Here is a 26,175-nt window from a genome sequence, read left to right as displayed (position 1 = left end):
ACGACGGACGGTGCAAGCGCCGCTCCCTTGCAGAATGAACGGGCGATAGGCCGGAACTATTGATGTTTCACGGCAATTACCCAAATATAAGAGGAAAGGTAGGTACGCCCATGAAGATGCGTCATGCAAAATTTGCCATCGGCGACGTGGTCCGCCACCGGATGTTCCCCTTCCGTGGCGTGGTCTTCGACGTCGACCCCGAATTCGCCAACACCGAAGAGTGGTGGAATGCCATTCCGGCAGAAATCCGTCCCTCCAAGGACCAGCCCTTCTACCACCTCTTTGCGGAGAACGAGGAGGCGGAATATGTCGCCTATGTCTCCGAACAGAACCTCGTTGCGGACGAGAGCGGCCAGCCCATCCGCCATCCGCAGGTCCGCGCCCTGATGAACGCCGACCACGGGCATTATCGCTGGAAGGAAGAAAGCGGCATCTTCCACTAACTGCCGCCTCCTCCTCCTCGCAGCCAATAAAAAAACCCGGCCAGAGGCCGGGTTTTTCGTATCCGTTCGGCGAGGCGCCGGCTTACTGGCTCTTGGCGGCCTTCTGGGCGTCTTCGAGCTTCTTGCGGGCTTCCTCGGCCTTCTTCTGCATTTCTTCCTGCAGCAGGCGCTGGCGCTCTTCGAGCTGCGACTGTTCGATCGGCTCGCCGTCGAAGACGCCGGTGAAGCCTTCGAGCGAGATCTTGATCGGGTTCGGCGCGCGCTGGAAGTTGACCGAGGTCAGGACGAGCTCGCCGCCCTTCTTCAGGCTGCCGATCATCTGGTCGGTCAGCGGGACCTCGGCGACGCACTTGTCGGGCATGCAGATGGCGTAGTCGAGCTTCTGGGCCTTGCCGCCGTCGATCTGCATCTGGACGCCGACGGGGATCAGGCGGGCGCTCGGAACCGAGACCTGCATGATCTTGCGGTTGGTCTTGCCGGAGACGGTGATGAGGCCGACGGCGGTGATGAGCTGGCCGCTGCTTGCGGCAAGCAGGTTCTGCACGATGCAGACGTCATTGTCTTCCTGCTTGGTGCAGACCTTGAACCAGCCCTTCGGCGGAGCGGCCTGCTGCTGTGCGAGCGATGCGGACGGAGCGGCCGCCATGGCAACGGAAGCAGCAAAGGCGGAAAGCACGGTCCGCTTGATGAGTTTGGATGTGAAGATCATACGAGTTCGGTCTCCTGAAAATCCGGTGCCGGAGCGACGGTGCCCCTCCTTGGCCCCTCTCGGGCGTCGGTCTGCCGTGCGCTCTCCTGTCGGCGAAATGAGGCATTTGCATGACCCGCTTCGGGGTACACCTGTTACAATGGGCCGCGGCGGATATCCAGCCTTTCCTTGCGAAAATCCTGCGTGCCTTCTATTTCCCGCCCCTGCCACGCTGCCGTCCGCTTTGCGGCGGCTATAATGCACGAGAATCAGCCGGACCCACGAGGAGACCCCGTTGCGCCCCATCCTGATGGCCTTTGCCGCCTGCCTCTTCGGTGCAAGCGCGATGCCGGGCCTTGCCGCGCCCGTGCACGCCATCGCCATGCACGGCGAGCCGGCCCTGCCGCCGGACTACAAGCATTTCGGCTACGTCAATCCGGACGTGAAGAAGGGCGGGCATATCGCCTACGGCGTCGTCGGCACGTTCGACAACCTCAACCCCTTCATCCTGAAGAGCATGCGCACCACGGCGCGCGGCATGTGGGACCCCGAATTCGGCAACCTCGTCTACGAATCTCTGATGCAGCGCTCGCGCGACGAGGCCTTCACCATGTACGGCCTCATTGCCGAGACGGTGGAATGGGACGACGACCGCACCTTCATCCAGTTCAATCTCAACCCGAAGGCCCGCTGGGCGGACGGCGTGCCGATCACCCCGGAAGACGTCATCTTCTCCTTCGAACTTCTGCGCGACAAGGGGCGCACGCCCTTCAACCGGCGGCTCGAAGGCGTCGAGAAGGTGGAAAAGGTCGGCGAACGCAGCGTGCGCTTCACCTTCAACGACAAGGCGGACCGCGAGACGCCGCTTCTGATCGCCGGCTATTCGCCCATCCTGCCGAAGCACGCCATCGATGTGGAGAATTTCGACCGCACGTCCCTTGCCCTGCCGCTCGGCTCCGGTCCCTACAAGGTCAAGGAGGTCAAGCCCGGCGAGAAGATCGTCTTCGCGCGCGATCCGAACTACTGGGGCAAGGACCTTCCCTCCAAGGTCGGCTTCGACAATTACGACGAGATCTCCGTCGAATATTTCCTGCAGGACAATTCGCTCTTCGAGGCCTTCAAGAAGGGCGAGATCGACCTCTACCAGGAAGGCAACCCGACGAAATGGGCGCGCGGCTACGATTTTCCCGCGGCGCTTTCCGGCGACGTCGTGAAGGACGCCATCACGCCGCACACGCCCTCCGGCATGCTCGGCTTCGTGTTCAACACGCGCCGTCCCCTCTTCCAGAACCGCGACCTGCGCAAGGCGCTGACGCTCGTCTTCGATTTTGAATGGGTGAACCGCAGCCTCTTCGAGAACGCCTACAAGCGCACCGAGAGCTACTGGCAGAACTCCGAGCTCAGCTCGATGGGCGTTCCGGCGGACGCGCGCGAGCGCGAGATCGCGGGCGCCGCCATCTCCCGCATCGAGCCGGATATCCTCGCCGGCACGTATCTCCTGCCGAAGACGGACGGTTCGGGCCGCGACCGCAAGGTGCTGCGCGAAGCGCTCGACCTCTTCCACAAGGCCGGCTACGCCATCAGCGACGGGCGCATGACGGACAAGGCAGGCATGCCGCTTTCCTTCGAGATCATGACGCAGAACGCCGACCAGGAGAAGCTGGCGCTCGCCTACCAGCGCTTCCTTGCCGCCCTCGGCGTGCGCGCCACGATCCGCACGGTGGACGATTCGCAGTACCAGAGCCGCAGCCAGACCTTCGACTACGACGTGATCGTCAAGGCCTACCCTGCCTCGCTCTCGCCCGGCATCGACCAGGTCAGCTACTGGGGCTCGATCTCCCGCGACCGGCCGGGCAGCTCCAACTTCGCGGGCGTCGCCGATCCCGACGTCGACCGTATCATCGAGGCCATGCTGACGGCCCGTACGTCGGAGAATTTCCGCTCGGCCGTGCGCCTGCACGACAGGATGCTGCTTTCCAACTATTATGTCGTGCCGCTCTATCATCTCGGCGAGCAATGGGTCGCGCATTCCAGGCACATCGCCCGGCCGGACACGGTTCCGCTCTACGGATTCCAGTTCCCGACCTGGTGGGACGCGCGGGCGCAGTAGGGCGCGGGGCGGGTTACCTCGAGGTAACCTGTTGAAAGCGGCGGCAGGCCGGCCTATCTCGACGGCCTGTCCGGAATATCCCGGAAATGCGAAAGGAAACCCGGATGGAAGCCATTACGATCGATGTCGTCTCGGACGTCGTCTGCCCTTGGTGCTATCTCGGCACCCGCCGGCTGGAGAAGGCGATCGGCAACGTAAAGGACGAGCTTGCCGTCTCGGTGACGTTCCGCCCCTACCAGCTCAACCCCGACATGCCGCCGGACGGCGTGGACCACAAGAAGCACCTTGCCGAAAAGCTCGGCGGGACGGCTGCCGTCGACAGCGCGCATGAGCGGCTTGCAAGCCTCGGCCGCGAGGACGGCATCGATTTCGACTTTTCCGCCGTGAAGATCTCGCCCAACACGCTCGACGCCCACCGCCTGCTGCGCTGGGCGATGATCGAGGGGCCGCACATCCAGGAGCGCGTGGCGCTCGCGCTCTTCAAGGCCTATTTCGAGGAAGGCCGCAATGTCGGCGACCGCGCGGTGCTGCTCGATATCGCGGAGGCGTGCGGCATGGACCGTTCCGTCGTGACGGCCCTCTTTTCCGCCGGCGCGGACGTCGATTCCGTCAAGGAGGAGATCGGCATGGCCCGCGACATGGGCGTCACCGGCGTCCCCTGCTTCATCGTCGACAACAAGTATGCCGTAATGGGCGCACAGTCCGTCGACGTCCTCACCAACGCCTTCCGCGAGATCGCCGCGATGAAGGCGCAGGAGCGTATCGGGAAGAACTGAGACCGCATAGCCGCGCCTCCGGCTACCCTATTCTCAACCAACCCACCTACTTCCGTCATCCTCGGGCCTGACCCGAGGATCCAGACGGACCCGCGGCGTGGATGGTCGGGTCAGGCCCGACCATGATGATGGAGGTGGCTGTCGGGAGGTGCCGATAGCGTCGCTGACAATGGCTCGATAGAAGTGAAAGCCTCAGGCGCCCTGCTTCGCCAGCCCCGCAAGCTGCGTCATCACCTGCGCGGCGCCCGTCAAGCGCCTTTCCGGCGTCGGGTAGTCGCGCGACAGGAACAGGCTCTGGTCGGGCCTGATCTTCGCCAGCGTGCCCTGCTTGGCGATATAGCCGACAAGCGCCGCCGGGTTGGGGAATTCCTTGTGGCGGAACTGCACGACGACGCCCTTCGGGCCGGCATCGAGCTTTTCCACATTCGCCACGCGGCAGAGCGACTTGATGTAGACGATCTTGAGGAGATGCTGCACCTCGACCGGCAGCGGGCCGAAGCGGTCGATCAGCTCCGCGCCGAAGGCGTCGATATCGCCAAGCTCGGTGATCTCGCCGAGGCGGCGGTAGAGGCCGAGGCGCAGGTGCAGGTCCGGCACGTAGTCGTCCGGGATCATCACCGGCGTGCCGACGGAAATCTGCGGCGACCAGCCGCTGTCGGCGATCTCCTCGTCACCCTTGATCTCGGCGACGGCCTCTTCGAGCATCTGCTGGTAAAGCTCGAAGCCGACCTCCTTGATATGGCCTGACTGCTCCTCGCCGAGGAGGTTGCCCGCGCCGCGGATATCGAGGTCGTGGCTGGCGAGCTGAAAGCCGGCGCCGAGCGTGTCGAGCGACTGCAGCACCTTGAGGCGGCGCTCGGCCGTGCCGGTCAGCGTGCGGTTGACCGGCAGCGTCAGCAGCGCGAAGGCGCGCACCTTCGACCGGCCGACGCGGCCGCGCAGCTGGTAGAGCTGGGCGAGGCCGAACATGTCGGCGCGGTGGATGATCATCGTGTTCGCCGTCGGCACGTCGAGGCCGGATTCGACGATGGTGGTCGAGAGCAGCACGTCGTAACGGCCTTCGTAGAAGGCGTTCATGATGTCTTCCAGTTCCGTCGCCGGCATCTGGCCATGCGCGACGGCGACCTTCAGCTCCGGCACGTCCTGGCGCAGGAAATCGTGGATTTCCGAGAGGTCGCTGAGACGTGGGCAGACATAGAAGCTCTGGCCGCCGCGATAATGCTCGCGCATCAGCGTCTCGCGGATGACGAGCGGATCGAAGGGCGAGATGAAGGTGCGCACCGCCATGCGGTCGACCGGCGGCGTGGTGATGAGCGAGAGTTCGCGCACGCCCGTCATGGCGAGCTGGAGGGTGCGGGGAATGGGCGTCGCCGAGAGCGTGAGGACATGCACGTCGCTCTTCAGCTCCTTCAGCCGCTCCTTGTGCTTCACGCCGAAATGCTGCTCCTCGTCGATGATGAGGAGGCCGAGATTGGCGAACTTGATCGACGAGCCGAGCAGCGCATGGGTGCCGACGACGATATCCGTCTTGCCTTCGGAAAGCTCCTTCTTGGTGAGCGCCAGTTCCTTCGAGCCGACGAGGCGGGAAGCCTGCTGCACGCGGATCGGCAGGCCGCGGAAGCGGTCGGAGAAGGTCTTGAAATGTTGACGCGCGAGGAGCGTGGTCGGCACGACGACGGCAACCTGCACGCCGTTCATCGCGGCGATGAAGGCGGCGCGCAGCGCCACCTCGGTCTTGCCGAAGCCGACGTCGCCGCAGACCAGCCGGTCCATCGGCCGGCCGGCGCCGAGGTCCTCGCGCACGGCGTCGATGGCGTTCGCCTGGTCGTCCGTCTCGTCATAGGGGAAACGGGCGGCGAACTCATCGTAGACGCCTTCGGGCGAAGCGAGCACCGGCGCATGGCGCACGAGGCGCGCGGCGGCGATCTGGATGAGGCCGCCCGCCATGTCGAGCAGGCGCTTCTTGAGCTTTGCCTTGCGCGCCTGCCAGGCGACGCCGCCCAGCTTGTCGAGGATCGCATCCGTCCCCTCGCCGCCGTAGCGCGAGAGAAGGTCGATGTTCTCGACCGGCAGGAAAAGCTTCGCGTCGTCCGCATAGAGAAGCTCGAGGCAGGCATGCGGCGCGCCGGCCGCCTCGATGGTGCGAAGGCCGACGAAGCGGCCGATGCCGTGCTCGGCATGGACGACGATGGAGCCCTCGTCGAGACCCGCGACCTCGGTGATGAAGTCCGCGCCGCGCTTGCGCCGCTTGGCGCGGCGCACCATGCGATCGCCGAGAATATCTTGCTCGCCGATGACGACGATGTCGCCCGCCTCGAAGCCGCTTTCGAGGCTGAGGACCGCCGAGCCCGCCTCGCCCGGCTTCAGCTTGCGCAGGTCGGCGAATTTCTCGACCGGCACGACATTGCCGAGCCCGTGTTCGGCGAGCACCTGCAGCAGGCGGTCGAGCGAGCCTTCCGACCAGCCGGTAACGAGCACCTTGGCGCCGGAGGCTCGCTTGTCGGCGATGTGTTTCACTGCCTGGTCGAAGACGTTGACACGCCCGCCGTCGGCATCCTCGCTGCCGGCCGGCCGCGCCCAGCGCATGCCGGGCCGCGCCTCGATGGTCTCGACATGGCGCGCCTCGCCTTCATGCTCGTTGAAGGGCGAGAGGCGGATGGCGTCGAGGGTATCGAGCTCGCGCGCGAAACGCTCGGCGTCGAGATAGAGCCGGCCGGGCGGCACGGGCTTGTAGGGTGTCGCCTGCGCCACCTGCCCCTTGCCGGGCGTGGCGGAGGCAAGGCGCGCATCGTAATAGTCGCGCACAAGACGCGAGCGCTCGACGGCCGCCTCACGTACCGTATGGTCCGTGACGATACGGAAGCCCTCGAGATAGTCGAAGGCGGTTTCCAGCTCGTCGTAGAAGAGCGGCAGCCAGTGCTCCATGCCGGCATAGCGCCGGCCTTCGGAGACGGCCTGATAGAGCGCATCGTCGCGCGTCGCCGCGCCGAAGGAGGAGAGATACTGCGTGCGGAAATGCGAGATCGTCTCCGGCGTCAGCGTCACCTCGCTCATCGGGTTGAGGTCGAGGGAACGCGCCTGACCCGTCGTGCGCTGGCTCGCCGGGTCGAAGGAACGGATGCTCTCCAGCGTGTCGCCGAAGAAATCGAGGCGCAGCGGCTCGAGGCTGCCGGGCACGAAGACGTCGAGGATGCCGCCGCGCACGGCATATTCGCCGACCTCGCGCACCGTCGCCACGCGCTCGAAGCCGTTGCGCTCCAGCCGTGCGGCGATGTCGTCCATGCGGATCTGGTTACCGGGCTTCGCCGAGAAGGCAAGGCTCTCGATGACCGAGCGCGGCGCCGTCTTCTGCAGCATGGCGTTGACGGTGACGAGCACGATGGCCGCATGCGGCTTCTTCCGATGGGCGATCAGCGCGGAGAGCGCCGAGAGCCGGCGGGCGGAAACCTCGGCGCTCGGCGAGACGCGGTCATAGGGCAGGCAGTCCCAGCCGGGCAGCGTCAGGACCGGAATATCGGGCGCGACGAAGCCGAGCATCTGTTCGAGATCGGAGATGCGCTGGCCGTCGGAAAGCACATAGGCGAGCGGGCCGCCCTTGCGGGCGAGCTCGGCGAGGATCAGCGGCTCGACGCCGGAGGGCACGGCGCCGATGGTCATCGGCCGGCCGGCGCCGGCAATGCGTTCGGGAGAAAATCCGGGGATCATGCGCGGTCGTCTTTGAAGAGCGGCGAGAAATCGGGCTTGTAGGCGGCGATGCGCGGGAAGAGGCCGCGCCGGAATTCCTCCGGCACCGGCTTCTCGCCGGTCACCCATTTGACGAGGTCGTTGTCCTCCTCGGCCATGATGCGCTCCAGCTCGTCGAGTTCGGCTTCGCAGAGCGTGGCGATCTCGGCATCGGCGAAGGCGCCGAGCACCAGGTCCATCTCGCGGATGCCGCGGTGCCAGCAGCGGAAGAGGATGCGCTTGCGGCGCGGGTCGATCTCGGCGCTCGAGCGTGTCGTTCCCGTCATGATCGTCCCACCTTCCTGCGGCTTTGCCTGCTTTCGCGCTTCTATAGACCGGCAAAAGCCGCTTGTCAGCCTTGCCAAAGGCATGATCTCCGGCGATTTTGCCCGCCATGAGACCTGCCCTGCTCGATCCGCTCTTCGCCCCCCTCTCCTCGCTTCCCGGCATCGGCCCGAAGCTCGGGGAATTGTTCGCGCGCCTGCTCGGCGAGGAGAGCATCGAGGATTGCCGCGTTATCGATCTCGTCTTCCATTTCCCGCATTCGATCGTCGACCGGCGCAACCAGCCGGGCATCGCCAATGCGCCGCCCGGCGTCATCGTCACCATCACCGGCCGCGTCGACCGCCACCAGCCGCCTCCGCCCGGCAAGTCGAACCAGCCGTACCGCGTCTTCCTGCACGACGAGACCGGAGAGCTGGCGCTGACCTTCTTCCGCGTCAAGGGCAACTGGCTGGAAAAGGCCCTGCCCGTGGACGAGACGGTGGTGGTGAGCGGCAAGGTCGACTGGTTCAACGGCCGCCCCTCCATGGTGCATCCCGATTACATGGTCCGGCTCGGCGAGGCCGACAGCCTGCCCTTGGTCGAGCCGGTGCACGGGCTCACGGCGGGGCTTACATCCCGTGTGCTGCGCAAGGTCGTCGAAGCCGCGGTCGCCCGCGTGCCGCACCTGCCGGAATGGATCGACGAGGCGCTGGTGCAGCGGCAGGGCTTCCCATCCGCCTTCGACGCCTTCCACCGCATGCACGACCCGCGCGACGAGACGGACCTCGACCCGCAGGCACCCGCCCGGCGGCGCCTTGCCTATGACGAATTCCTCGCCGGCCAGATCTCGCTCGCCCTCGTGCGACAGCGCCTGCGCAAGGTGGCAGGCCGGCCGGTGACCGCGACGGGGGCCTTGAGCCGCCCCGTCATCGACGCCTTGCCCTTCTCGCTGACGGGAAGCCAGCAGACGGCCATCGCCGAAGTGCTGAAGGACATGGCGGGCGAACAGCGCATGCTGCGGCTCCTGCAGGGCGACGTCGGCGCCGGCAAGACGGCGGTAGCGCTGATGGCGATGCTGGCGGCCGTCGAAAGCGGCGGGCAGGCCGTGCTGATGGCGCCGACGGAAATCCTCGCGCGCCAGCATTTTTCGACGCTCTCGCGCATGGCCGCCCCCGCCGGCCTCACCATCGACGTGCTGACCGGCCGCACCAAGGGCCGCGAGCGCGATGCCATCCTGGAGCGCATCGCCTCCGGCGAGACGCAGATCGTCATCGGCACCCATGCGCTCTTCCAGGACAATGTCGCCTACAGGGACCTCGTCCTCGCCGTGGTGGACGAGCAGCACCGCTTCGGCGTCCACCAGCGCCTGCGCCTCACGGCCAAGGGCATTTCCCCGCACATGCTGGTGATGACGGCAACCCCCATTCCCCGCACGCTGGTGCTCGCCGCCTTCGGCGACATGGACGTCTCCAAGCTCACGGAAAAGCCGGCCGGCCGCAAGCCGATCCAGACCGTCGTCGTGCCGCAGGAGCGGACAGGCGAGATCGTCGAGCGCCTGCGCACGGCGCTTGCCGAAGGCAAGAAGGCCTACTGGATCTGCCCTCTGGTGGAGGAGTCTGAGGAAAGCGACCTGATGTCCGTCGAGGAGCGGCACGCGACGCTCAGAAGCGTCTTCGGCGACGCCGCCGGCCTCGTGCACGGCCGGATGAGCGGGCCGGAGAAGGACGCCGCCATGCTCGCCTTCAAGAACGGCGAGACACGGCTTCTCGTCGCCACCACCGTCGTGGAGGTCGGCGTCGACGTGCCGGACGCCTCGATCATGGTCATCGAGCACGCCGAGCGCTTCGGCCTCGCCCAGCTCCATCAGCTTCGCGGCCGCGTGGGACGCGGCGAGGAGGCGTCGAGCTGCATCCTTCTCTACAAGGGTCCGCTTTCGGAGAACGGCCGGGCGCGTCTTTCCATCCTGCGTGAGACGGAGGACGGTTTCCGCATCGCCGAGGAGGACCTGAAGCTGCGCGGCGAAGGCGAGCTCCTCGGCACCCGCCAGTCCGGCACGCCGGGCTTCCTCGTGGCGAGCCTCGAAGCCCATGGCGACCTCCTGGAGATCGCCCGCAAGGACGCCGCCTATCTCCTGGAGCGCGATTCGGACCTGACAAGCCCGCGCGGCGAGGCGATCCGCACTCTCCTCTATCTCTATCGTCGCGACGAGGCGATCCGGTTCCTGCGCGCCGGATGACCACGAAATCGTGATTTCGCCGTCAAACCGCGTGAGCGCATACTCCCCGTCGCATCAGCGAAGAAGGAGAAATGCCATGAAGACAGTTCTCGTAGTCGCAGCAATGCTTGCCCTCTCCGCCTCCGCGGCCCTTGCGGACTGCGCCTGGCACAGCGCGAAGGCCAAGGTCGACAGGACGATCACCACGGCCAGCATCACCACCACCGAAAAGCAATCCCGCCTGCCGGCGGATACCGACAAGGTTCTTCAGGACGAGCAGAAGGACGTGACTACGGTGACAGAATAGGATTTTTGCGGGCCGCCTCCGGTCCCTCTATCGTCATCCTCGGGTCAAGCCCGAGGATGACGCTGGAGGGCGGGGAGAGTGAATCCGTCCCCTCTCCCTCAATCCTTCTTCCGCGCTTTCGCCTTCGCCTTGCGCTCTCCGCCCGCAACAAGCGGAACCGCCTCTTCCGGCGGCGTGACAAGACCGACGGAGATGATGAGCTTGGCGGCGTCCTCCGGGCTCATGTCCAGCGGCACGAGCTTTTCGCGCGGCACGTAGACGAGGAAGCCGGCAGTCGGGAACGGTGTCGGCGGCAGGAAGCAGGCGACCATGTCCTTGCCCATCGATGTGAACTTCGTCGCGATCTCGCCGCGCGCATCCGTCGCCACGAAGACGATCGACCAGAGACCGGCGCTCGGATATTCGATCATCGCCGCCTTGTTGAAGGAGGTGCCCTTGTCCTTCAGCACCGTCTCGAAGATCTGCTTGAGGCTCTTGTGCACCGTGCGCACCAGCGGCGTGCGGTTGAAAAGCGAATCGCCGAACTCCACGATGGTGCGGCCGATGAGGTTCTTGCCGAGGAAGCCGATGAGCGTGATGAAGACCAGCGCGATCAGCAGGCCGAAGCCCGGAATGGCGAACTGGAAATAGTTCTCCGGGTTGTAATGTGCCGGGATATAGGGCTTCACCCAGCTATCGGCCCAGTGGATGAAGGTCCAGGTCAGCCATATGGTGATGGCGATCGGCGCGCAAATGACGAGGCCGGTCAGGAAATTGTTGCGCAGCCGCATGGCGAGCGACTGTCTCGGGACGGAATCGGTCATCGGCTATCCAGCGTGGGGCGAGCGTGGGAGGCCGCTCAGCCGTAGAAACCCGGATGATAGGAAACCGTTCCCCCGCCGTAAACCGGAGAAAACGCCACACGCTGGAAATACTCCGGCGGCACGCCCTCCAGCACCAGCTTCGGATCCGCCTCGAAACCGAAGCGGGCATAGTAGGCGGGATCGCCGAGCAATACGCAGCCCGCTGCGCCGAGCGCCTTCAGCCGCTCCAGTCCCTCGCGCACGAGCCGGCTGCCGATCCCCTCGCCCTGCCTTGCCGGATCGACGGAGATCGGGCCGAGGCCGTACCAGCCGGCGCTGCCGTCCGAGATCGTGACAGGCGAGAAGGCGACATGGCCGACGACGACGCCGTCCGTCTCCGCCACCAGCGAGAGCGTCAGCGCGCCGGCCGCGCGCAGGCGGTCGACGATCAGGTGCTCCGTGCCGTCGGCATGCGGCGCGGTGCGGAAGGCCGTTTCCGTCAGGGTGCGGATGGCGTCGATATCGCCTGTCTGTTCCGGCCGGACGATCATTCGACCGTCACGGACTTGGCGAGGTTGCGCGGCTGGTCGACGTCCGTGCCCATGAAGACGGCGGTGTGGTAGGCGAGAAGCTGGATCGGCAGCGAGTAGATCATCGGCGCGATGATTTCGTCGACATTCGGCAGAACGATGGTCGCCATGGTCGGCAGCTTGGAGGCGGCAGCGCCCTTCTCGTCGGTGATGAAGACGATTCGCCCGCCGCGTGCAGCCACTTCCTGCATGTTCGACACGGTCTTCTCGAAGAAGCGGTCGTGCGGGGCGATGACGATGACCGGCATGTTCTCGTCGATCAGCGCGATGGGGCCGTGCTTCAATTCGCCGGCAGCATAGCCTTCGGCGTGGATGTAGGAGATTTCCTTGAGCTTCAGCGCGCCTTCCATGGCGAGCGGATAGCTCGTGCCGCGGCCGAGATAGAGCACGTCCTTGCACTTGGAGAGGTCGCGCGAAAGCTGCTCGATGGCCGGCTGGATCGTGTTGAGCACACCCGCCATGATGCGCGGCATTTCGGCAAGGTGGCGCACCAGCGCTTTTTCCTCGGCTTCGCCCAGCGTGCCGCGCGCCCGGCCCGCGCCGATGGCGAGCGCGGCGAGCACCGTCAGCTGGCAGGTGAAGGCCTTGGTAGAGGCGACACCGATCTCCGGGCCGGCGAGGATCGGGAAGACGGCGTCCGATTCGCGGGCGATGGTCGATTCCTTCGTGTTCACCACCGCGCCGATCTTCAGGCCGTGCTCCTTGCAGTAGCGCAGCGAAGCGAGCGTGTCGGCCGTCTCGCCGGACTGCGAGATGAAGAGCGCGGCGGAGGCCGGGTTCAGCGGGATCTCGCGGTAGCGGAACTCCGAGGCGACGTCGATCTCGACCGGCAGGCGGGCATAGCGCTCGAACCAGTATTTGCCGACGAGACCGGCGAGATAGGCGGTGCCGCAGGCCGAGATGGCAAGGCTGGGCACCTTGGCGAAATCGATGTCGGCCGCGACCGGGCGGACCGTGTGACCAAGGAAATCGACATAGTGGCTGAGCGCGTGCGAGATCGCCTCCGGCTGCTCATGGATTTCCTTTTCCATGAAATGCCGGTGGTTGCCCTTGTCGATGAGATAGGCGGCGGCCGAGGAGACCTGCTTCGGCCGCTCGACGCGGTTGCCGTCGAGGTCGAAGATATGCGCGCCGTCGCGGCCGATCACCGCCCAGTCGCCGTCAACGAGATAGCTGATCTCGTTGGTGAAGGGGGCGAGCGCGATGGCGTCGGAGCCGAGGAACATCTCGCCGCGGCCGTAGCCGATGGCGAGCGGCGGGCCGTTGCGGGCGGCCATGACGGTGGACGGGTCGTCCTCGAAGATCACCGCCAGCGCATAGGCGCCCGTCACGCGGCGCAGCATGGCGTGCATCGCCTCGCGCCGGCCGAGGCCCTCGCGGCGGAAGCGGGCGAGAAGCTGGGCGACGACCTCCGTGTCGGTCTGGGTGATGAAGGTGGCGCCGGCGGCGGAAAGCTCGTCCTTCAGCTCGGAAAAGTTTTCGATGATGCCGTTGTGGACGACGGCGACGCCGTCGACGAAATGCGGATGGGCATTGCCTTCCGTCGGCGCGCCGTGCGTCGCCCAGCGGGTATGGGCGATGCCGATCGTACCGTCGAGCGGCTCGTCGGCAAGGCGCTTCTCCAGGTTGAACAGCTTGCCCTCGGCGCGGCGGCGCTCCAGCCTGCCGTCAACGATGGTGGCGACGCCGGCGGAATCGTAGCCCCGGTATTCAAGGCGCTTCAGGGCATCGACAAGCCGGCCCGCGACCGGCTGGTTTCCGACGATACCGACAATTCCGCACATAGACTGCTCCACTCTTTCGAGACGCTTCGATTTGCGCTCTTTCGTAGAGCTTTTTCATCGCGGCGCAACACGGGCGCGCTCACTTTCGATTGCAAGCGTTAACGTGGGCGCGCCCACCGGCCGGCCTATTCGGCGGCCTTCTTCTTCGCCGCCTTGATCGCCTGGTTGCGCTCGCGGATGAGCACGGCCCGGCCTTCCTTGTTCTCCTGCCGCGCACGGCCGAAGGCGACGGCATCGTCCGGCACGTCCGCCGTGATGACGCTGCCGGAGGCGACATAGGCGCCGTTGCCGACGGAAACGGGCGCGACCAGCGCCGTGTTGGAGCCGATGAAGGCGTTCTCGCCGATGCGCGTCACGAACTTGTTGATGCCGTCGTAATTGCAGGTGATGGTGCCGGCGCCGACATTGGTATGCGCGCCGATGAAGGCATCGCCGATATAGCTGAGATGGTTGACCTTGGCGCCCGCGCCGATCTCCGCCTTCTTCACCTCGGTGAAGTTTCCGACCTTGGCGCCTTCGCCGAGGCGAGCCCCCGGCCGCAGACGCGCATAGGGGCCGACCTCGGCATCCGCCGAAACGTGCGCACCCTCGACATGCGAGAAGGAATGGATTGTCGCGCCGCTCTCGACGGTGACGCCCGGGCCGAAGACGACGTTGGGCTCGATGGTGACGTCGCGGCCGATCTTCGTGTCGTAGGCAAGGAAGACGGTTTCCGGCGCGATCATCGACACACCGTCGAGCATCATTTCGTGCCGGCGGCGCTGCTGCCAGAGCCGTTCGATGACGGCAAGCTCGGCGCGGGTGTTGCAGCCGGTCAGCTCTTCCTCGGGCGCCTCGACGGCGATAGCCCGGCCGCCGGCCGCGCGCGCGACCTCGACGATGTCGGTGAGGTAGTATTCGCCCTTGATATTGGCATTGCCGATCTTTTCGATCAGGTCGAGCGCCTTGCGCCCGTCGATGGCCATCAGGCCGCCGTTGCAATAGGTGATGGCGCGCTCGGCCTCGCTGGCGTCCTTGTGCTCGCGGATCGCCAGAAGCTCGCCCTTGTCGATGACGAGGCGGCCGTAGCCGGTCGGATCGGCCGTCCGGAAGCCGATGACGACGACGTCGGCGCCGGACGCAAGCCCCTCGCGCGCGACGATCAGCGGCGTCTCGGTGATGAGCGGCGTGTCGCCGAAGACGACCAGCACGTCGTCGTAGCCCCTGGCGATGGCCTCGCGGGCGGCGAGCACGGCATGGGCCGTGCCGAGCCGTTCGGTCTGGATATGGACCGAGCTGCGCACGGCGCCGTTGCGGGCCGCCGCCTCGACCTTCTCCGCGTCGCGGCCGAGCACAAGCGCGATATCGGAAATGCCGGCCTTCGCCAGTGCCTCCACCACATGGGCGATCATCGGCTGGCCGGCGACCGGGTGCAGCACCTTGGAGCGCGAGGACTTCATCCGCGTGCTTTCTCCGGCGGCGAGGATCACGGCCAGGCAAGTGCGTTTCGTCCGGTCTGCGGTCATGGGAATCCCTCGTTCACCCGTCATGCGGCCCGTTCCTTAGCAAAAAGCGACGGCAGGACACAAAGGGATTTCGCAGCGTCAGCTCGCGCTGTTGCGCAGGCGGCTTTCGGTGAGAAGCCCGCTTTCGTCGAGGATCGGATAGGCGACGGAGACGAGATGCGCGTTGACGCGCTTGAGGTCGCGCAGCATGTCGAGATGGAGCGAGCTCGTCTGGAGGCTGTCGATCCGCCCGTCGCGCAGCCGCTCCAGGTGCCGTTCGGAGGATTCCTTCTCCATGCGCCGCACGTCCACCTTCACCTCGACGAGCTGGCGCGCCAGTCCCGCGTCGCGCGTCACGAAGATCGTCTGGGCGATGCGCAGGTTCTCGATCGTCAGGTTGAAGAGATTGGCGAGTTCCTTGTAGCCGTCCTCGGAGAATTTCAGCCCGTTGACGATCTTCTTGCGCACCTGCTCCTGAAGGCCCTTCTCGATGATGTCGCCGACATGCTCGAGGTTGATGGCGTAGTCGATGATGACGATAGAGCGGGCCGCCGGTTCGCCCGTCAGGCCCTGCCGGCCAAGGCGCGAAAGATAGATCTTCACCTCCTGCTGGAGCACGTCGACCTGCCGCTCCAGTTCGCCGATGTCGTTCAGCGGCGCGAGATTGTTGTCGTTGAAGGCGCGCATGGTGCGGATCAGCATGGATTCGATGAGATCGCCGACGCGCAGCACCTCGCGCGTCGCGCCGGACAGCGCCACCACCGGCGTCGCGAGCGCGGCGTCGTCGAGATATTTCGGCCCGCCCTCCTCCTTCTTGTCCTCCGGCACGATCCTTTCCATGAGGCTCGACAGCGGGCCGGAAAGCGGCCAGAGCACCAGCGCGACCACGAGGTTGAAGGCAAGGTGCACGTCCACCGGCAGCTTTGCCGCCGGGATCGGCAGCAAGGCGAGAAGATCGGCCACCTGCGCGGCGAAGGGCAGCACGACGAGGCACCCTGCCCCGCGCACGAGAAGATTGCCGAGCGTGACGCGGCGCGCGGAGGCGGCGGCCTTCATCGTGGCGATGACCGGCGGCACGGCCCCGCCGAGATTGGCGCCGAGCACGAGGATGACCGTCAGCGCCGGCGAAAGGATCCCCATGGCCGAAAGCGACAGGATCAGCACGACGACGGCAAGGCTCGACGAGGAGACGATGGCGAGCACCGTGGAGAAGGCGAGCGCGGCCGGCCAGGCATCGCCGAGCAGCGTGAGGAAGGCCGCAAGCGCGGGCGACTGGCGCATCGGCTCGGTGGCAAGGCTGAGGAGGTGCAGCGACAGCAGCATCAGGCCGATGCCGACGAGCGCGGAGCCGAGGCCCTGCCGGGCGGTGGAGCCCGACGATTTATAGAAGACGACGCCGACGAGGATGATGAGCGGCGAGATCGATTCGATGCCCGTCGCCACGAGCCAGGCGGTAACGGCCGTGCCGACATTGGCGCCGAGCAGCACGATCTGCGCCATGCGCGCGCGCATCAGGTTGCGTTCGACGAAGGAGGCGACCATCAGCGCGGTGGCGGTGGAGCTCTGGAGGGCGACCGTCGCGACGAAACCGGCAAGGAAGGAACGCACCGGCCCGCGCGTGCCGAGCGCCAGCCCGGAGCGCAGCTTCACCCCGAAGGCGCGCGTCATGCCGTCCTTCACCTGGGCAAGGCCGAAGAGGAGCAGCGCGACGGCGCCGAAAAGGTTGATCATGACGATCGTGGATTCCAACCGTTTTCCTCCCGTAATGCCCGCCGCTGCCGGACTCATCAGATTGATCGCGTATCCGATCATGGATTTTCAAATTATGACAGTGGCTTTCGGCCAGAATATGCCAGTAAATTCAGAAATATTTCGTTTGCCGGCAAAAGAAATCGGCAGGATCGGGCCGGCATGCCGAAGGGGCGCGCGGTCCTTGCATCGGATGCGCGCTGCACCCTTCAATTCCCGCAAACTTTCCGTTAAGAGACGGTTTCCGGCCGCATGGCCGCCGTCATGAGGAATTTTAGACGATGCTCGAAGCCCTGAGAAGCGCCGCCCAGACCTGGGTGGCAAAAGCCCTGCTGATCATTCTGGTCGGTTCATTCGCTGTCTGGGGCGTTTCGAGTTCCCTCGTCACCGGCACGTCGAATGCCGTCGTCACGGTCGGCGACGTCAAGGTCTCGCCGACGGACTTCCGCCTTGCCTACGAGCGGCAGGTCGCGGCCATGTCGCAGCGCTTCGGCATGCGCCTCAACGCCGAGCAGGCCCGCGCCTTCGGTGTCGAGAACCAGGTCTTCGCCGAGCTCGTCGCGGGCGCCGCGCTCGACCAGCTTTCGCGCGACATGAACCTCGGCCTTTCCGAAGGCCGCCTCGCCCAGCTGATCGCCGACGATCCGGCCTTCCGCGGCGTCAACGGCCAGTTCGACCGCACGGCCTTCTCTGCCATCCTGCGCAATGCGGGGCTGCGCGAGGCCGACTACATCAACAACCGCAGCCAGGTGGCGATCCGCACCCAGGTCGTGGAAGCCGTGTCGGACGGCTACAAGGCGCCCGAAGTGCTGACGGCGGCGCTGCGCCAGTACCGCAACGAGGCCCGCACGATCGACTACCTGCTTCTCAGCAACGCCAATATCGATCCCGTCAAGGCGCCCGGCGACGACGTGCTCGCCCCCTGGTTCGAGAAGAACAAGGCGAAGTACCGCGCACCGGAATACCGCAAGTTCGTCTATGTCTCGCTGGAGCCGAAGGACCTGGCGGACAAGGCCACCGTCACCGACGAGGCGCTGAAGGCCGAATACGAGAAAAACAAGGACCACTACCGCACGCCCGCCACGCGCACGATCGAGCAGCTCACCTTCGCCGACCGCGCGAGCGCGGACGCGGCGGCCGCCAAGCTCGCCTCCGGCACGACCTTCGACGCGCTCGTCGCCGAACAGGGCAAGAAGCCCTCCGACGTCATGCTCGGCGATTTCACCGAGGCGAACGTGCCGGACCAGAAGCTCGCCGCACCGGCTTTCGCCGTCGCCGAAAACGGCGGCACGACGCCGGTCATCGACGGCACCTTCGGCCCGATCATCCTGCGCGTGACGAATATCCACCCGGAGACGGTGAAGAGCTTCGACGAGGTGAAGGAAGACCTACGCACGGAACTCGCGCTTGCGGACGCCGCCGACGGCATCCTCGCCGTGCATGACCGCATCGAGGACGCCCGCGCCGACGGCGCCAGCCTCGAGGAAGCCGCCGCGAAGAACAACCTCAAGGCCGTGACGGTCGATGCCGCCGATGCGCAGGGCAACGACGACAAGGGCGAGGAGATCGACGGCCTGCCCGAGGAGAAGACGCTTCTCGGCGAGGTCTTCAAGACCGATGTCGGCATGGAGACCCAGCCGATCGACGTCGGCCGCGAGGGCTACGCCTGGTACGAAGTGCTCGACGTGATCCCCGAGCGCGACCGTACGCTGGACGAGGTGCGCGACCGCGTCGTCGCCGACTGGACCGCCGAGCAGCAGCGCGAGGCGCTTGCCAGGAAGGCCTCCGAACTGGCCGAGCGCGTGCGCAAGGGCGAGGAGCTCGCCGCCATCGCCGGCGAGCTCGGCATGGCTGTCGAGACCAAGACAGGCCTTCATCGCGGCGCGCAGGATCCGGTGCTGAGCCCCGAGGCCGTCAATGCCGCCTTCTCCGGCCCGCTCGGCGTCGTCGCCAACACGCCCGGCGTCGACGGCGAAGGCCAGATCCTCCTGAAGGTGACCGAGGTGAACGCGGATGCGGCGCCCGACGCGCTCTCCAACGACGAGCAGCAGATCGTCGCCGTCGCCCGCGCCAGCGGCGACGATATCCTCGACCAGATGGTCAGCTCGCTCCAGACGACCTACGGCGTTTCCATCAACCGGACGCTTGCCGAACAAAGCACGCGATGAAGGAGGCGGAAGCCGCATGTCCGACCTGAAATCCTATATCGCCAAGGTCGCCGCCGGAAAGGCGCTCGACCGCGAGGACGCCCGCGGCGCCTTCGAGATCATCATGTCCGGTGCCGCCACGCCCTCGCAGATCGGCGGCTTCCTGATGGCGCTGCGCGTGCGCGGCGAGACCGTGGACGAGATCTACGGCGCCGTCGGCTCGATGCGCGCGCGCATGCTGCCGGTCTCCGTGCCTGCCGATGCCATGGACATCGTCGGCACGGGCGGCGACGGCGCGGGCACCTACAACATCTCGACGCTGGCGGCGATCATCACCGCCGGCGCCGGCGTTCCCGTCGCCAAGCACGGAAACCGGGCCCTGAGCTCCAAGTCCGGCACGGCGGACGCCCTCTCCTGCCTCGGCGTCAAGCTCGACATCGGCCCGGCCGATATCTCGCGCTGCGTGCACGATGCCGGCCTCGGCTTCATGTTCGCGCAGCTCCACCACCCGGCGATGAAGCATGTGGGACCCTCGCGAGTCGAGCTCGGCACGCGCACGATCTTCAACCTGCTGGGCCCCCTCTCCAATCCCGGCGGCGTCAAGCGCCAGCTCCTCGGCGTCTTCTCGCCGCAATGGCTGGTGCCGATCGCCGAGGTGATGCGTGATCTCGGCTCGGAGAGCATCTGGGTCGTGCACGGCGAAGGCCTCGACGAGATCACCACGACCGGCACGACGCAGGTCGCCGCGCTGGAAGACGGCAAGATCCGCACCTTCGAGCTGACCCCCGCCGATTTCGGCCTTCCGCCGGCAACGCTCGACGATCTTCGCGGCGGCGACGGCGCGCACAATGCCGCCGCGCTCCTGTCCGTGCTCGGCGGCGCACACATGCCCTACCGCGACATCTCGCTTGCCAACGCGGCCGCCTCGCTCGTCGTCGCCGGCAAGGCGGAGACGCTGAAGGACGGCATGCGCCTTGCGACCGAGGCGCTGGAGAGCGGGCGCGCCCGCGCCGCGCTGGACCGTCTCGTCACGGTTTCCAACGAAGCCGCCGCGGAGTAGGATTGGCCATGACCGATATCCTCAAGAAGATCGAGGCCTACAAGCTGGAGGAGATCGCCGCCGCCAAGGCCCGCGTCTCTACCGCCGAGCTTCGCGCCCGCATCCGCGACCAGGAGGCCCCGCGCGGCTTCTTCGCAAGCCTCAAGGACCGCAAGGCGGAAGGCCGTTTCGGCCTCATCGCCGAGATCAAGAAGGCCAGCCCCTCCAAGGGTCTCATCCGTCCGGATTTCGATCCGCCGGCGCTGGCAAAGGCCTACGAGGCAGGGGGCGCTGCCTGCCTTTCCGTCCTCACCGACACGCCGAGCTTCCAGGGCGCGCCGGAATTCCTCACCGCCGCCCGTGCGGCCTGCGGCCTGCCGGCCCTGCGCAAGGACTTCATGTTCGACAGCTATCAGGTGCTTGAGGCGCGCGCCTGGGGCGCGGATTGCATCCTCCTCATCATGGCATCCCTTTCCGACGACACCGCGAAGGCGCTGGAAGACGCCGCCTTCTCGCTCGGCATGGATGTGCTGATCGAGGTGCATGACGAGCCCGAGATGGAGCGCGCGCTGAAGCTGAAATCCAGGCTCGTCGGCGTCAACAACCGAAACCTGCGCACCTTCGAGGTGGACCTCGCGGTCTCTGAAAAGCTCGCCGGCATGGTGCCGGACGACCGGCTGCTCGTCGGCGAGAGCGGCATCTTCACGCATGCCGATTGCGTGCGCCTCGGCAAGGTCGGCATTTCCACCTTCCTCGTCGGCGAAAGCCTGATGCGCAAGGACGACGTGACGGCGGCGACGCGCGAACTGCTGACGGGCGATGCCGGCATGCTGGCGGCGGAATGATGGCGGAAGACACCCGCACGCTCACCCATATAGGCGCCTCGGGCGAGGCGCACATGGTCGATGTCGGCGACAAGACGGAGACCGTACGCATCGCCCTTGCCGAAGGCTTCATCCGCATGGCGCCGGCAACGCTCGACCTCATCCTCAAGGGCGACGCCAAGAAGGGCGACGTGATCGGCACGGCGCGCCTTGCCGGCATCATGGCCGCCAAGCAGACGTCGAGCCTCATCCCCCTCTGCCATCCGCTGATGCTGACCAAGGTGACGGTGGAGATCCGCGAGGATCGCGCCCTGCCCGGCCTTCGCGTCGAGGCGATGGCCAAGCTCACCGGCCGCACCGGCGTGGAGATGGAGGCGCTGACAGCCGTCAGCGTCGCATGCCTCACCATCTACGACATGGCCAAGGCCGCCGACCGCGAAATGGAGATCGGCGGCATCCGCCTTCTCGAAAAGTCCGGCGGCCGCTCGGGCGATTACAGGCGCGGGGCGAAGGCCTGATGGCGCTGCTTCCCGTCGCCGATGCGCTGGAGCGCCTGCTTTCCGCCGCAAGGCCGGTGGAGCGGACGGAGACGGTCGCGCTGCACGAGGCCGCCGGCCGCGTGCTCGCCCGCGACGTGGCAGCCCGCCTCACCCAGCCGCCCTTCGACAATTCCGCGATGGACGGCTATGCCGTCCGCCATGCCGATATCGCCGAGCTCGGCTCGGTGCTCAAGGTCGCGGGCACCTCTTCCGCCGGACACGCCTTCGCGGGAACGGCCGGCCCGGGCGAGGCCGTGCGCATCTTCACCGGCGCGCCGCTGCCCGCCTTCGCCGATACCGTCCTTCTCCAGGAGGATGCCGAAGTGCTGGAGGACGGCCGCATCCGCACGACCTTCCTGACGCCGAAAGGCCGCCACATCCGCCCGCGCGGGCAGGATTTCTCCGAAGGCGAGATCGTGCTGAAGGCCGGCGACGTCCTCGATGCCGGCCGCCTGACGGTCGCCGCGGCGATGAACCATCCGGACCTGACGGTCTATGCCCGCCCCCGCGTCGCGCTGCTGGCGACCGGCGACGAGCTCGTGCGCCCCGGCACGCCGCCCGGCGAAAGCCAGATCGTCGCCTCCAACACCTACGGCGTCGCGGCCCTTGCGCGCGAGGCGGGCGCGGAGGTGATCGACCTCGGCATCGTCGCCGACGACAGGGAGGCCATCCTCGCCGCGGTGCGCGAGGCGCTTTCGCGCGACATCGACGTGCTGGTGACGCTCGGCGGCGCTTCGGTCGGCGATTTCGACCTCGTTCGGCCCGTGCTTGGCGAAGCCGGCATGGAACTCGACTTCTGGCGCATTGCCATGCGCCCCGGAAAGCCGCTGATGGTCGGCCGGCTCGGCGATATCCGCGTCGTCGGCCTGCCGGGCAATCCCGTGTCCAGCCTCGTCTGCTCGCTGCTCTTCCTCGAGCCGCTCGTGCGGCGTCTGGCGCATCTTCCCGCCCGCAGCCGCCTGTGCCCCGCCGTCACCGCCGTTCCGCTCGGAGAAAACGACCACCGGCAGGATTATGTCCGCGCGCGTGTCGAGCGCACTGCCTCCGGCGCGCTCTCCGTCACGCCGTTCGACAGGCAGGATTCGTCAATGATGAAGATCTTCGCCGCGGCGGAAGGCCTGCTCGTGCGCCCGCCGGGCGCGCCTGCCGTGCCCGCCGGCAGCCCCTGCGACGTCCTGCTCCTGCGCGATCCCGAGGCCTGAACAGTCATATTATTGTTCAGGAAGCCCTTGCGGAACACATGCGGAACGGATAGTGTCTGTTCTGGATTTGTTTCACGATTCTCAACGGGGATGCCATGCTGACGCGCAAACAACAGGAACTCCTCCTGTTCATCCATGAGCGTATGAAGGAATCGGGCATTCCTCCATCCTTCGACGAGATGAAGGACGCGCTGGACCTGGCGTCGAAATCGGGCATCCACCGCCTCATCACGGCGCTCGAGGAGCGCGGCTTCATCCGCCGCCTTCCCAACCGGGCGCGGGCGCTGGAGGTCATCAAGCTGCCCGAGGCCTATTCGACGAGCCTCCAGCCCCGTCGCGGCTTCTCCCCCTCCGTCATCGAGGGAAGCCGGGGCAAGCAGCAGGCGCCGGCCGCTCCCGCCGCGCGCACGCCGGCCGTGCCGGAGATTTCCACATCCGTTTCGGTGCCCGTCATGGGGCGCATTGCCGCCGGCGTGCCGATCTCGGCCATCCAGAACAACACGCACGACATCACTGTGCCCGCCGAGATGATCGGCAGCGGCGACCATTATGCGCTGGAAGTGCGCGGCGATTCGATGATCGAGGCCGGCATCCTCGACGGCGACACGGTCATCATCCGCAATGGCAGCACCGCCAATCCGGGCGAGATCATCGTGGCGCTTGTCGACGACGAGGAAGCGACGCTGAAGCGCTTCCGCCGCAAGGGCGCCTCCATCGCGCTCGAAGCCGCCAACCCGGCCTACGAGACCCGCATTTTCGGCCCGGACCGCGTGAAGATCCAGGGCAAACTCGTCGGCCTCATCCGCCGTTACAACTGATCCTCCGCCTGCCCGCTTGCCGGAGGCTCGAAGCGGCCGGTGCGCCAATCGTAGGTGCGATGACGCGACCAGGGGCGGTCGACGCTTTCCACCGCCTGCGTGACATGGGCCTGCGCAAGGCTTGATGCTTCCGGCCCGGTCGCTGGCCCGATCTCCAATGCGCCGCTCCGGCGCAGATGCCGCGCCGTCACCAGCCTTGCGCCGGAGCGGCAGGCGTCAAGCCTCAGGGCATAGGGCACGACGACGAGGTCTGCGGCATCGCAGGCCGTGCCGAGGAAGGCCGTGTCCTCCAGCGCGACGATCCGCCAGCCGCTGGGCGAGACCGCGGCGCAGAAGGCTTTCGCCTCGCAGACGAAGGCGTTGCTGCTTCTTGCTGCGGCAAGGGCGGACGCCATTGCCGTTCCTGCCTTTTCGCGGTCGGCCTTTCGGCGCGGCCTTTTGCCGGTGACCTCGGGCTTCGAGGTGTCCTCCACGGCAAGGCCCGCGGTCCTGCGCAGGGCTGGCTTTTGCGGATCGGCGAGTCGCAGCGCCCTTCGCCATTGCGACCAGATGAAATCCGGCGGCCGCGCGCGGTTCGTCGATACGCTTTCCTTTCCCAATATGGCGACGAGCCGGCCGTCCTCCGATACGAGCACTTCAGGCGCCCGCCCATCGGTCCGGAAGGCAAGGACGAGGCCGAGGAGGGCGAGCGCCGTTCCGGCATGGCGAAGCCGCGTGCGCAGGAGGCAGACGAGGCCGCCGCCGAGGGCGATCAGCAGGAAAGCGGCAAGCGGGATGCGGCCGGTGACGATCTCGCCCTTCCAGCCGGCCACCCATGCCGAGAGCGCGATCATCCATTCGATGCCCTTGCCCATGATCGCGAAGGGGATGGCATCGAGCCCGAAGGGCATCAGCAGCACGGCGGCAAGGCCGAAAGGCATGACGATGGCGCTGATGACCGGCATGGCAAGGATGTTGCCGGCAAGCCCGTAGGCCGGGATGCGGTGGAAATGGCCGACCGAATAGATGAGCGTCGAAAAACCGCCGATCAGCGATGAGAGAAGAAGGCCGCCGAGGAAGCGGCCGGCCGCCCCGCCGAGAAGCCGGAGCCGCCCTCCCCGGCTCTCCCTGCGCACCGGCCGCTCGCGCCAGGCGGCATAGCCGGCGATGAGGCCGAGCGTTGCGGCATAGGACATCTGGAAGCCCGGATTGGTGACGGCAGACGGCGTGACGGCGAGGATGAGGATCGCCGAGAGCGCGACATTGCGCAGGCTGATGGCGGACCGGCCGAAGAGCACGGCCACCAGCATGACGCAGATCATGATCCATGAGCGCACCGCCGAGATCGCCCCGCCCGAGACGAGGATATAGAGCGTGACCATGACGAGCGCGCCGGCGGCGGCGAACTTCTTGGCGGGATAGCGCTCGGCAAAGCCGGGGATCAGCGCCATCAGCATGCGCGCGCCGACAAGGAAGGTGCCGGCCGCCAGCACCATGTTGAGCCCGGAAATGGCAAGCACATGGGCAAGGCCCGCCTGCCGCAGCGCCTCGACCGTTTGCGGGCTGATCGCCCGTTCCTCGGCCGTCACCAGCGCGGCGGCGATCGCGCCCGCATCGCCACCGATCCGGCCGCGGATATGCTCGGTGAGGTTGTCGCGCCAGCCGGCGATCATCTGGCGGAACCGCGCTTCGAGGCCGGGTTCGGAGGCGGCCGCCGCCAGCGGCGCGCGGTAGAAATAGCCGACTGCGCCGGTTCCCGCGAAATAGGCGTCGAAGGCGAAATCGTTGAGGCCGGCGAGCGCGGGTCCCGAGGGCGGGCTGAGGCGGGCCCGCCCGGCAATGCCGCTGCCGATGGGGATCGGCTCGTGGCGGCTTCGGGCAAGGACCGTCACGATGCCCGGCTGGCGCTTCAGCACCGGATCCGCCGTGCGCTCCAGCGCGACGCGGTAGCGGATCGCCCCGCGCCCGTCGGCTTCGCGCGACAGCACGCGCCCGGTGATCTGCGTGGTGACCGGCGCATCGAGGAGAACGGTATCGAGCCGGGCGCTTTCGGCCGCGGCAAGCAGCATGCCCACCGGCACGAGGAATGCCGCCCCCGCCGCAAGCGCCGCCCAGTCCTCCCGATGGCGCAGGCGCAGCGCCGGCCAGAGTGCGGCGCAGGCGAAAAGGAGGATCGTCGGGAGCGAGGGATCGGAAGCCGCCGAAAACCAGAGGCCCGCGCCGATGCCGAGGAAGACCGGGACGAAGAGGAAGAAGTGCCCGTGCGCCCTTTCCCGTGCAAAGGCATCCGCCACCGCCTCGCGCCCTGCAAGGCGAAGCGAAAGGTCAAGCAAGGCCCGCCGCAGGAAAGCCGGCACGGTTCGCGCGGGCGCCTGCACAGGCAGCGGGGCGGCGTCGGCTGGCAGGTCCCGCCAGGCGAGCGCCTCGGGCATGTCCCGCCGGTCTGCGATTTTCCCTTCGGCCATGATCCCGGCCTCCACCGTTCACCCCGCCACTGTGCAACCGAAAGGCGGGAACTTCAATCCCGGGTTGGCGCGCCAGATACTAAGCCAGACAGAAAGGATGCCACCTCCGCAATATGGCGGGCACGCGCAAAGGTTGCTTGCAACTTCGCCGAAAGGGTAGATATTGCGTTGCCGGAAAACCCGTTTCCGCATTGCACAATTTGCCTTTCGTCTTGCTTGGCAGGGCATGGCAAATGGGCTAGCAGAT

Annotated in this window: 20 protein-coding genes; 11 read left to right on the top strand and 9 right to left on the bottom strand. The window is 66.7% G+C overall.

All coding sequences use genetic code 11. From position 1 onward, the window contains the following. Window positions 1-110 precede the first annotated feature (110 nt). Entirely contained in the window at window positions 111-443 is a 333-nt protein-coding gene (gene hspQ, locus ACZ5TO_RS07840) for a heat shock protein HspQ (protein WP_184141674.1), read from the top strand. 82 nt (window positions 444-525) lie between these two features. On the opposite strand, the gene ACZ5TO_RS07835 is transcribed toward hspQ, so the two are convergent. Beyond that, window positions 526-1,152 carry an invasion associated locus B family protein gene (locus ACZ5TO_RS07835; RefSeq protein WP_464800116.1) on the bottom strand — a complete coding sequence of 209 codons (627 nt, stop codon included), beginning with the start codon at window positions 1,150-1,152 and terminating at the stop codon, window positions 526-528. 289 nt (window positions 1,153-1,441) lie between these two features. Here ACZ5TO_RS07835 and ACZ5TO_RS07830 point away from each other — a divergent pair, with 289 nt between their 5' ends. Both ACZ5TO_RS07830 and ACZ5TO_RS07825 read left to right on the top strand, forming a co-directional pair. Further along, a complete protein-coding gene (locus tag ACZ5TO_RS07830; RefSeq protein WP_464800350.1) occupies window positions 1,442-3,241 on the top strand; it encodes an extracellular solute-binding protein in 1,800 nt (599 codons plus the stop codon). 104 nt (window positions 3,242-3,345) lie between these two features. Beyond that, window positions 3,346-4,017 carry a DsbA family oxidoreductase gene (locus tag ACZ5TO_RS07825; RefSeq protein ID WP_464800115.1) on the top strand — a complete coding sequence of 224 codons (672 nt, stop codon included), beginning with the start codon at window positions 3,346-3,348 and terminating at the stop codon, window positions 4,015-4,017. Window positions 4,018-4,209: 192 nt separating this feature from the next. Here the strand turns inward: ACZ5TO_RS07825 and mfd are convergent, their stop codons facing one another. Beyond that, a complete protein-coding gene (gene mfd, locus ACZ5TO_RS07820) occupies window positions 4,210-7,722 on the bottom strand; it encodes a transcription-repair coupling factor (RefSeq protein WP_464800114.1) in 3,513 nt (1,170 codons plus the stop codon). Further along, window positions 7,719-8,027: an FAD assembly factor SdhE gene (locus tag ACZ5TO_RS07815; RefSeq protein ID WP_464800113.1), complete on the bottom strand. Its 309-nt coding sequence runs from the start codon at window positions 8,025-8,027 to the stop codon at window positions 7,719-7,721. The genes mfd and ACZ5TO_RS07815 overlap by 4 nt, the downstream gene beginning before the upstream one ends. A 107-nt stretch (window positions 8,028-8,134) precedes the next feature. On the opposite strand from ACZ5TO_RS07815, the gene recG reads away from it, so the two are divergent. Beyond that, window positions 8,135-10,240: an ATP-dependent DNA helicase RecG gene (gene recG / locus ACZ5TO_RS07810; protein ID WP_464800112.1), complete on the top strand. Its 2,106-nt coding sequence runs from the start codon at window positions 8,135-8,137 to the stop codon at window positions 10,238-10,240. Between the two features lie 76 nt (window positions 10,241-10,316). Further along, window positions 10,317-10,526 carry a hypothetical protein gene (locus tag ACZ5TO_RS07805; protein WP_464800111.1) on the top strand — a complete coding sequence of 70 codons (210 nt, stop codon included), beginning with the start codon at window positions 10,317-10,319 and terminating at the stop codon, window positions 10,524-10,526. A 98-nt stretch (window positions 10,527-10,624) separates the two neighbouring features. Here the strand turns inward: ACZ5TO_RS07805 and ACZ5TO_RS07800 are convergent, their stop codons facing one another. From ACZ5TO_RS07800 to ACZ5TO_RS07780, 5 genes are all read right to left on the bottom strand, one after another. After that, complete coding sequence (locus ACZ5TO_RS07800; protein WP_464800110.1) at window positions 10,625-11,329, bottom strand: DUF502 domain-containing protein; 705 nt, start codon at window positions 11,327-11,329, stop codon at window positions 10,625-10,627. 35 nt (window positions 11,330-11,364) lie between these two features. Next, a complete protein-coding gene (locus tag ACZ5TO_RS07795) occupies window positions 11,365-11,859 on the bottom strand; it encodes a GNAT family N-acetyltransferase (RefSeq protein ID WP_464800109.1) in 495 nt (164 codons plus the stop codon). After that, on the bottom strand, window positions 11,856-13,682 hold the full coding sequence (gene glmS, locus ACZ5TO_RS07790; protein WP_464800108.1) for a glutamine--fructose-6-phosphate transaminase (isomerizing): 1,827 nt from the start codon (window positions 13,680-13,682) through the stop codon (window positions 11,856-11,858). Before glmS ends, ACZ5TO_RS07795 begins: the two co-directional genes overlap by 4 nt. A 125-nt stretch (window positions 13,683-13,807) precedes the next feature. Further along, on the bottom strand, window positions 13,808-15,187 hold the full coding sequence (gene glmU / locus ACZ5TO_RS07785; protein ID WP_464800107.1) for a bifunctional UDP-N-acetylglucosamine diphosphorylase/glucosamine-1-phosphate N-acetyltransferase GlmU: 1,380 nt from the start codon (window positions 15,185-15,187) through the stop codon (window positions 13,808-13,810). Window positions 15,188-15,265: 78 nt separating this feature from the next. After that, window positions 15,266-16,915 carry a Na/Pi cotransporter family protein gene (locus ACZ5TO_RS07780; RefSeq protein ID WP_464800106.1) on the bottom strand — a complete coding sequence of 550 codons (1,650 nt, stop codon included), beginning with the start codon at window positions 16,913-16,915 and terminating at the stop codon, window positions 15,266-15,268. A 281-nt stretch (window positions 16,916-17,196) separates the two neighbouring features. Here ACZ5TO_RS07780 and ACZ5TO_RS07775 point away from each other — a divergent pair, with 281 nt between their 5' ends. From ACZ5TO_RS07775 to lexA, 6 genes are all read left to right on the top strand, one after another. Beyond that, window positions 17,197-19,083 (top strand): peptidylprolyl isomerase, encoded by a 1,887-nt coding sequence (locus ACZ5TO_RS07775; RefSeq protein WP_464800105.1) that lies wholly within the window; start codon window positions 17,197-17,199, stop codon window positions 19,081-19,083. 16 nt (window positions 19,084-19,099) lie between these two features. Further along, complete coding sequence (gene trpD / locus ACZ5TO_RS07770; protein WP_464800104.1) at window positions 19,100-20,122, top strand: anthranilate phosphoribosyltransferase; 1,023 nt, start codon at window positions 19,100-19,102, stop codon at window positions 20,120-20,122. An 8-nt stretch (window positions 20,123-20,130) separates the two neighbouring features. After that, window positions 20,131-20,946 (top strand): indole-3-glycerol phosphate synthase TrpC, encoded by an 816-nt coding sequence (gene trpC, locus ACZ5TO_RS07765; RefSeq protein WP_184141700.1) that lies wholly within the window; start codon window positions 20,131-20,133, stop codon window positions 20,944-20,946. Then, the gene (moaC, locus tag ACZ5TO_RS07760; RefSeq protein WP_464800103.1) at window positions 20,946-21,443 is read left to right on the top strand and encodes a cyclic pyranopterin monophosphate synthase MoaC; all 498 of its coding nucleotides are present in this window, start codon (window positions 20,946-20,948) and stop codon (window positions 21,441-21,443) included. Before trpC ends, moaC begins: the two co-directional genes overlap by 1 nt. Further along, window positions 21,443-22,666 carry a molybdopterin molybdotransferase MoeA gene (locus ACZ5TO_RS07755; protein WP_464800102.1) on the top strand — a complete coding sequence of 408 codons (1,224 nt, stop codon included), beginning with the start codon at window positions 21,443-21,445 and terminating at the stop codon, window positions 22,664-22,666. Before moaC ends, ACZ5TO_RS07755 begins: the two co-directional genes overlap by 1 nt. Before the next feature lie 95 nt (window positions 22,667-22,761). Further along, a complete protein-coding gene (lexA, locus tag ACZ5TO_RS07750; RefSeq protein WP_464800101.1) occupies window positions 22,762-23,484 on the top strand; it encodes a transcriptional repressor LexA in 723 nt (240 codons plus the stop codon). On the opposite strand, the gene ACZ5TO_RS07745 is transcribed toward lexA, so the two are convergent. Continuing rightward, the gene (locus ACZ5TO_RS07745) at window positions 23,475-25,928 is read right to left on the bottom strand and encodes a ComEC/Rec2 family competence protein (RefSeq protein ID WP_464800100.1); all 2,454 of its coding nucleotides are present in this window, start codon (window positions 25,926-25,928) and stop codon (window positions 23,475-23,477) included. The genes lexA and ACZ5TO_RS07745 overlap by 10 nt on opposite strands. Window positions 25,929-26,175: the final 247 nt, after the last annotated feature.

This window comes from Shinella sp. Sh6, assembly GCF_055392685.1.
Note: the sequence above shows the minus strand (reverse complement) of the source record. Positions and strands in the feature narration are given on the sequence as shown.

Bases quoted from the DNA above. Each gene is read 5' to 3' on its own strand.
- ACZ5TO_RS07800 (WP_464800110.1), bottom strand. From the start codon at position 11,329: ATGACCGATTCCGTCCCGAGACAGTCGCTCGCCATGCGGCTGCGCAAC.
- glmS (WP_464800108.1), bottom strand. From the start codon at position 13,682: ATGTGCGGAATTGTCGGTATCGTCGGAAACCAGCCGGTCGCGGGCCGG.
- ACZ5TO_RS07835 (WP_464800116.1), bottom strand. From the start codon at position 1,152: ATGATCTTCACATCCAAACTCATCAAGCGGACCGTGCTTTCCGCCTTT.
- ACZ5TO_RS07815 (WP_464800113.1), bottom strand. From the start codon at position 8,027: ATGACGGGAACGACACGCTCGAGCGCCGAGATCGACCCGCGCCGCAAG.
- ACZ5TO_RS07755 (WP_464800102.1), top strand. From the start codon at position 21,443: ATGGCGCTGCTTCCCGTCGCCGATGCGCTGGAGCGCCTGCTTTCCGCC.
- ACZ5TO_RS07830 (WP_464800350.1), top strand. From the start codon at position 1,442: ATGGCCTTTGCCGCCTGCCTCTTCGGTGCAAGCGCGATGCCGGGCCTT.
- hspQ (WP_184141674.1), top strand. From the start codon at position 111: ATGAAGATGCGTCATGCAAAATTTGCCATCGGCGACGTGGTCCGCCAC.
- ACZ5TO_RS07745 (WP_464800100.1), bottom strand. From the start codon at position 25,928: ATGGCCGAAGGGAAAATCGCAGACCGGCGGGACATGCCCGAGGCGCTC.
- lexA (WP_464800101.1), top strand. From the start codon at position 22,762: ATGCTGACGCGCAAACAACAGGAACTCCTCCTGTTCATCCATGAGCGT.
- glmU (WP_464800107.1), bottom strand. From the start codon at position 15,187: ATGACCGCAGACCGGACGAAACGCACTTGCCTGGCCGTGATCCTCGCC.
- trpD (WP_464800104.1), top strand. From the start codon at position 19,100: ATGTCCGACCTGAAATCCTATATCGCCAAGGTCGCCGCCGGAAAGGCG.
- moaC (WP_464800103.1), top strand. From the start codon at position 20,946: ATGGCGGAAGACACCCGCACGCTCACCCATATAGGCGCCTCGGGCGAG.
- recG (WP_464800112.1), top strand. From the start codon at position 8,135: ATGAGACCTGCCCTGCTCGATCCGCTCTTCGCCCCCCTCTCCTCGCTT.
- mfd (WP_464800114.1), bottom strand. From the start codon at position 7,722: ATGATCCCCGGATTTTCTCCCGAACGCATTGCCGGCGCCGGCCGGCCG.
- ACZ5TO_RS07805 (WP_464800111.1), top strand. From the start codon at position 10,317: ATGAAGACAGTTCTCGTAGTCGCAGCAATGCTTGCCCTCTCCGCCTCC.
- ACZ5TO_RS07775 (WP_464800105.1), top strand. From the start codon at position 17,197: ATGCTCGAAGCCCTGAGAAGCGCCGCCCAGACCTGGGTGGCAAAAGCC.
- ACZ5TO_RS07825 (WP_464800115.1), top strand. From the start codon at position 3,346: ATGGAAGCCATTACGATCGATGTCGTCTCGGACGTCGTCTGCCCTTGG.
- trpC (WP_184141700.1), top strand. From the start codon at position 20,131: ATGACCGATATCCTCAAGAAGATCGAGGCCTACAAGCTGGAGGAGATC.
- ACZ5TO_RS07795 (WP_464800109.1), bottom strand. From the start codon at position 11,859: ATGATCGTCCGGCCGGAACAGACAGGCGATATCGACGCCATCCGCACC.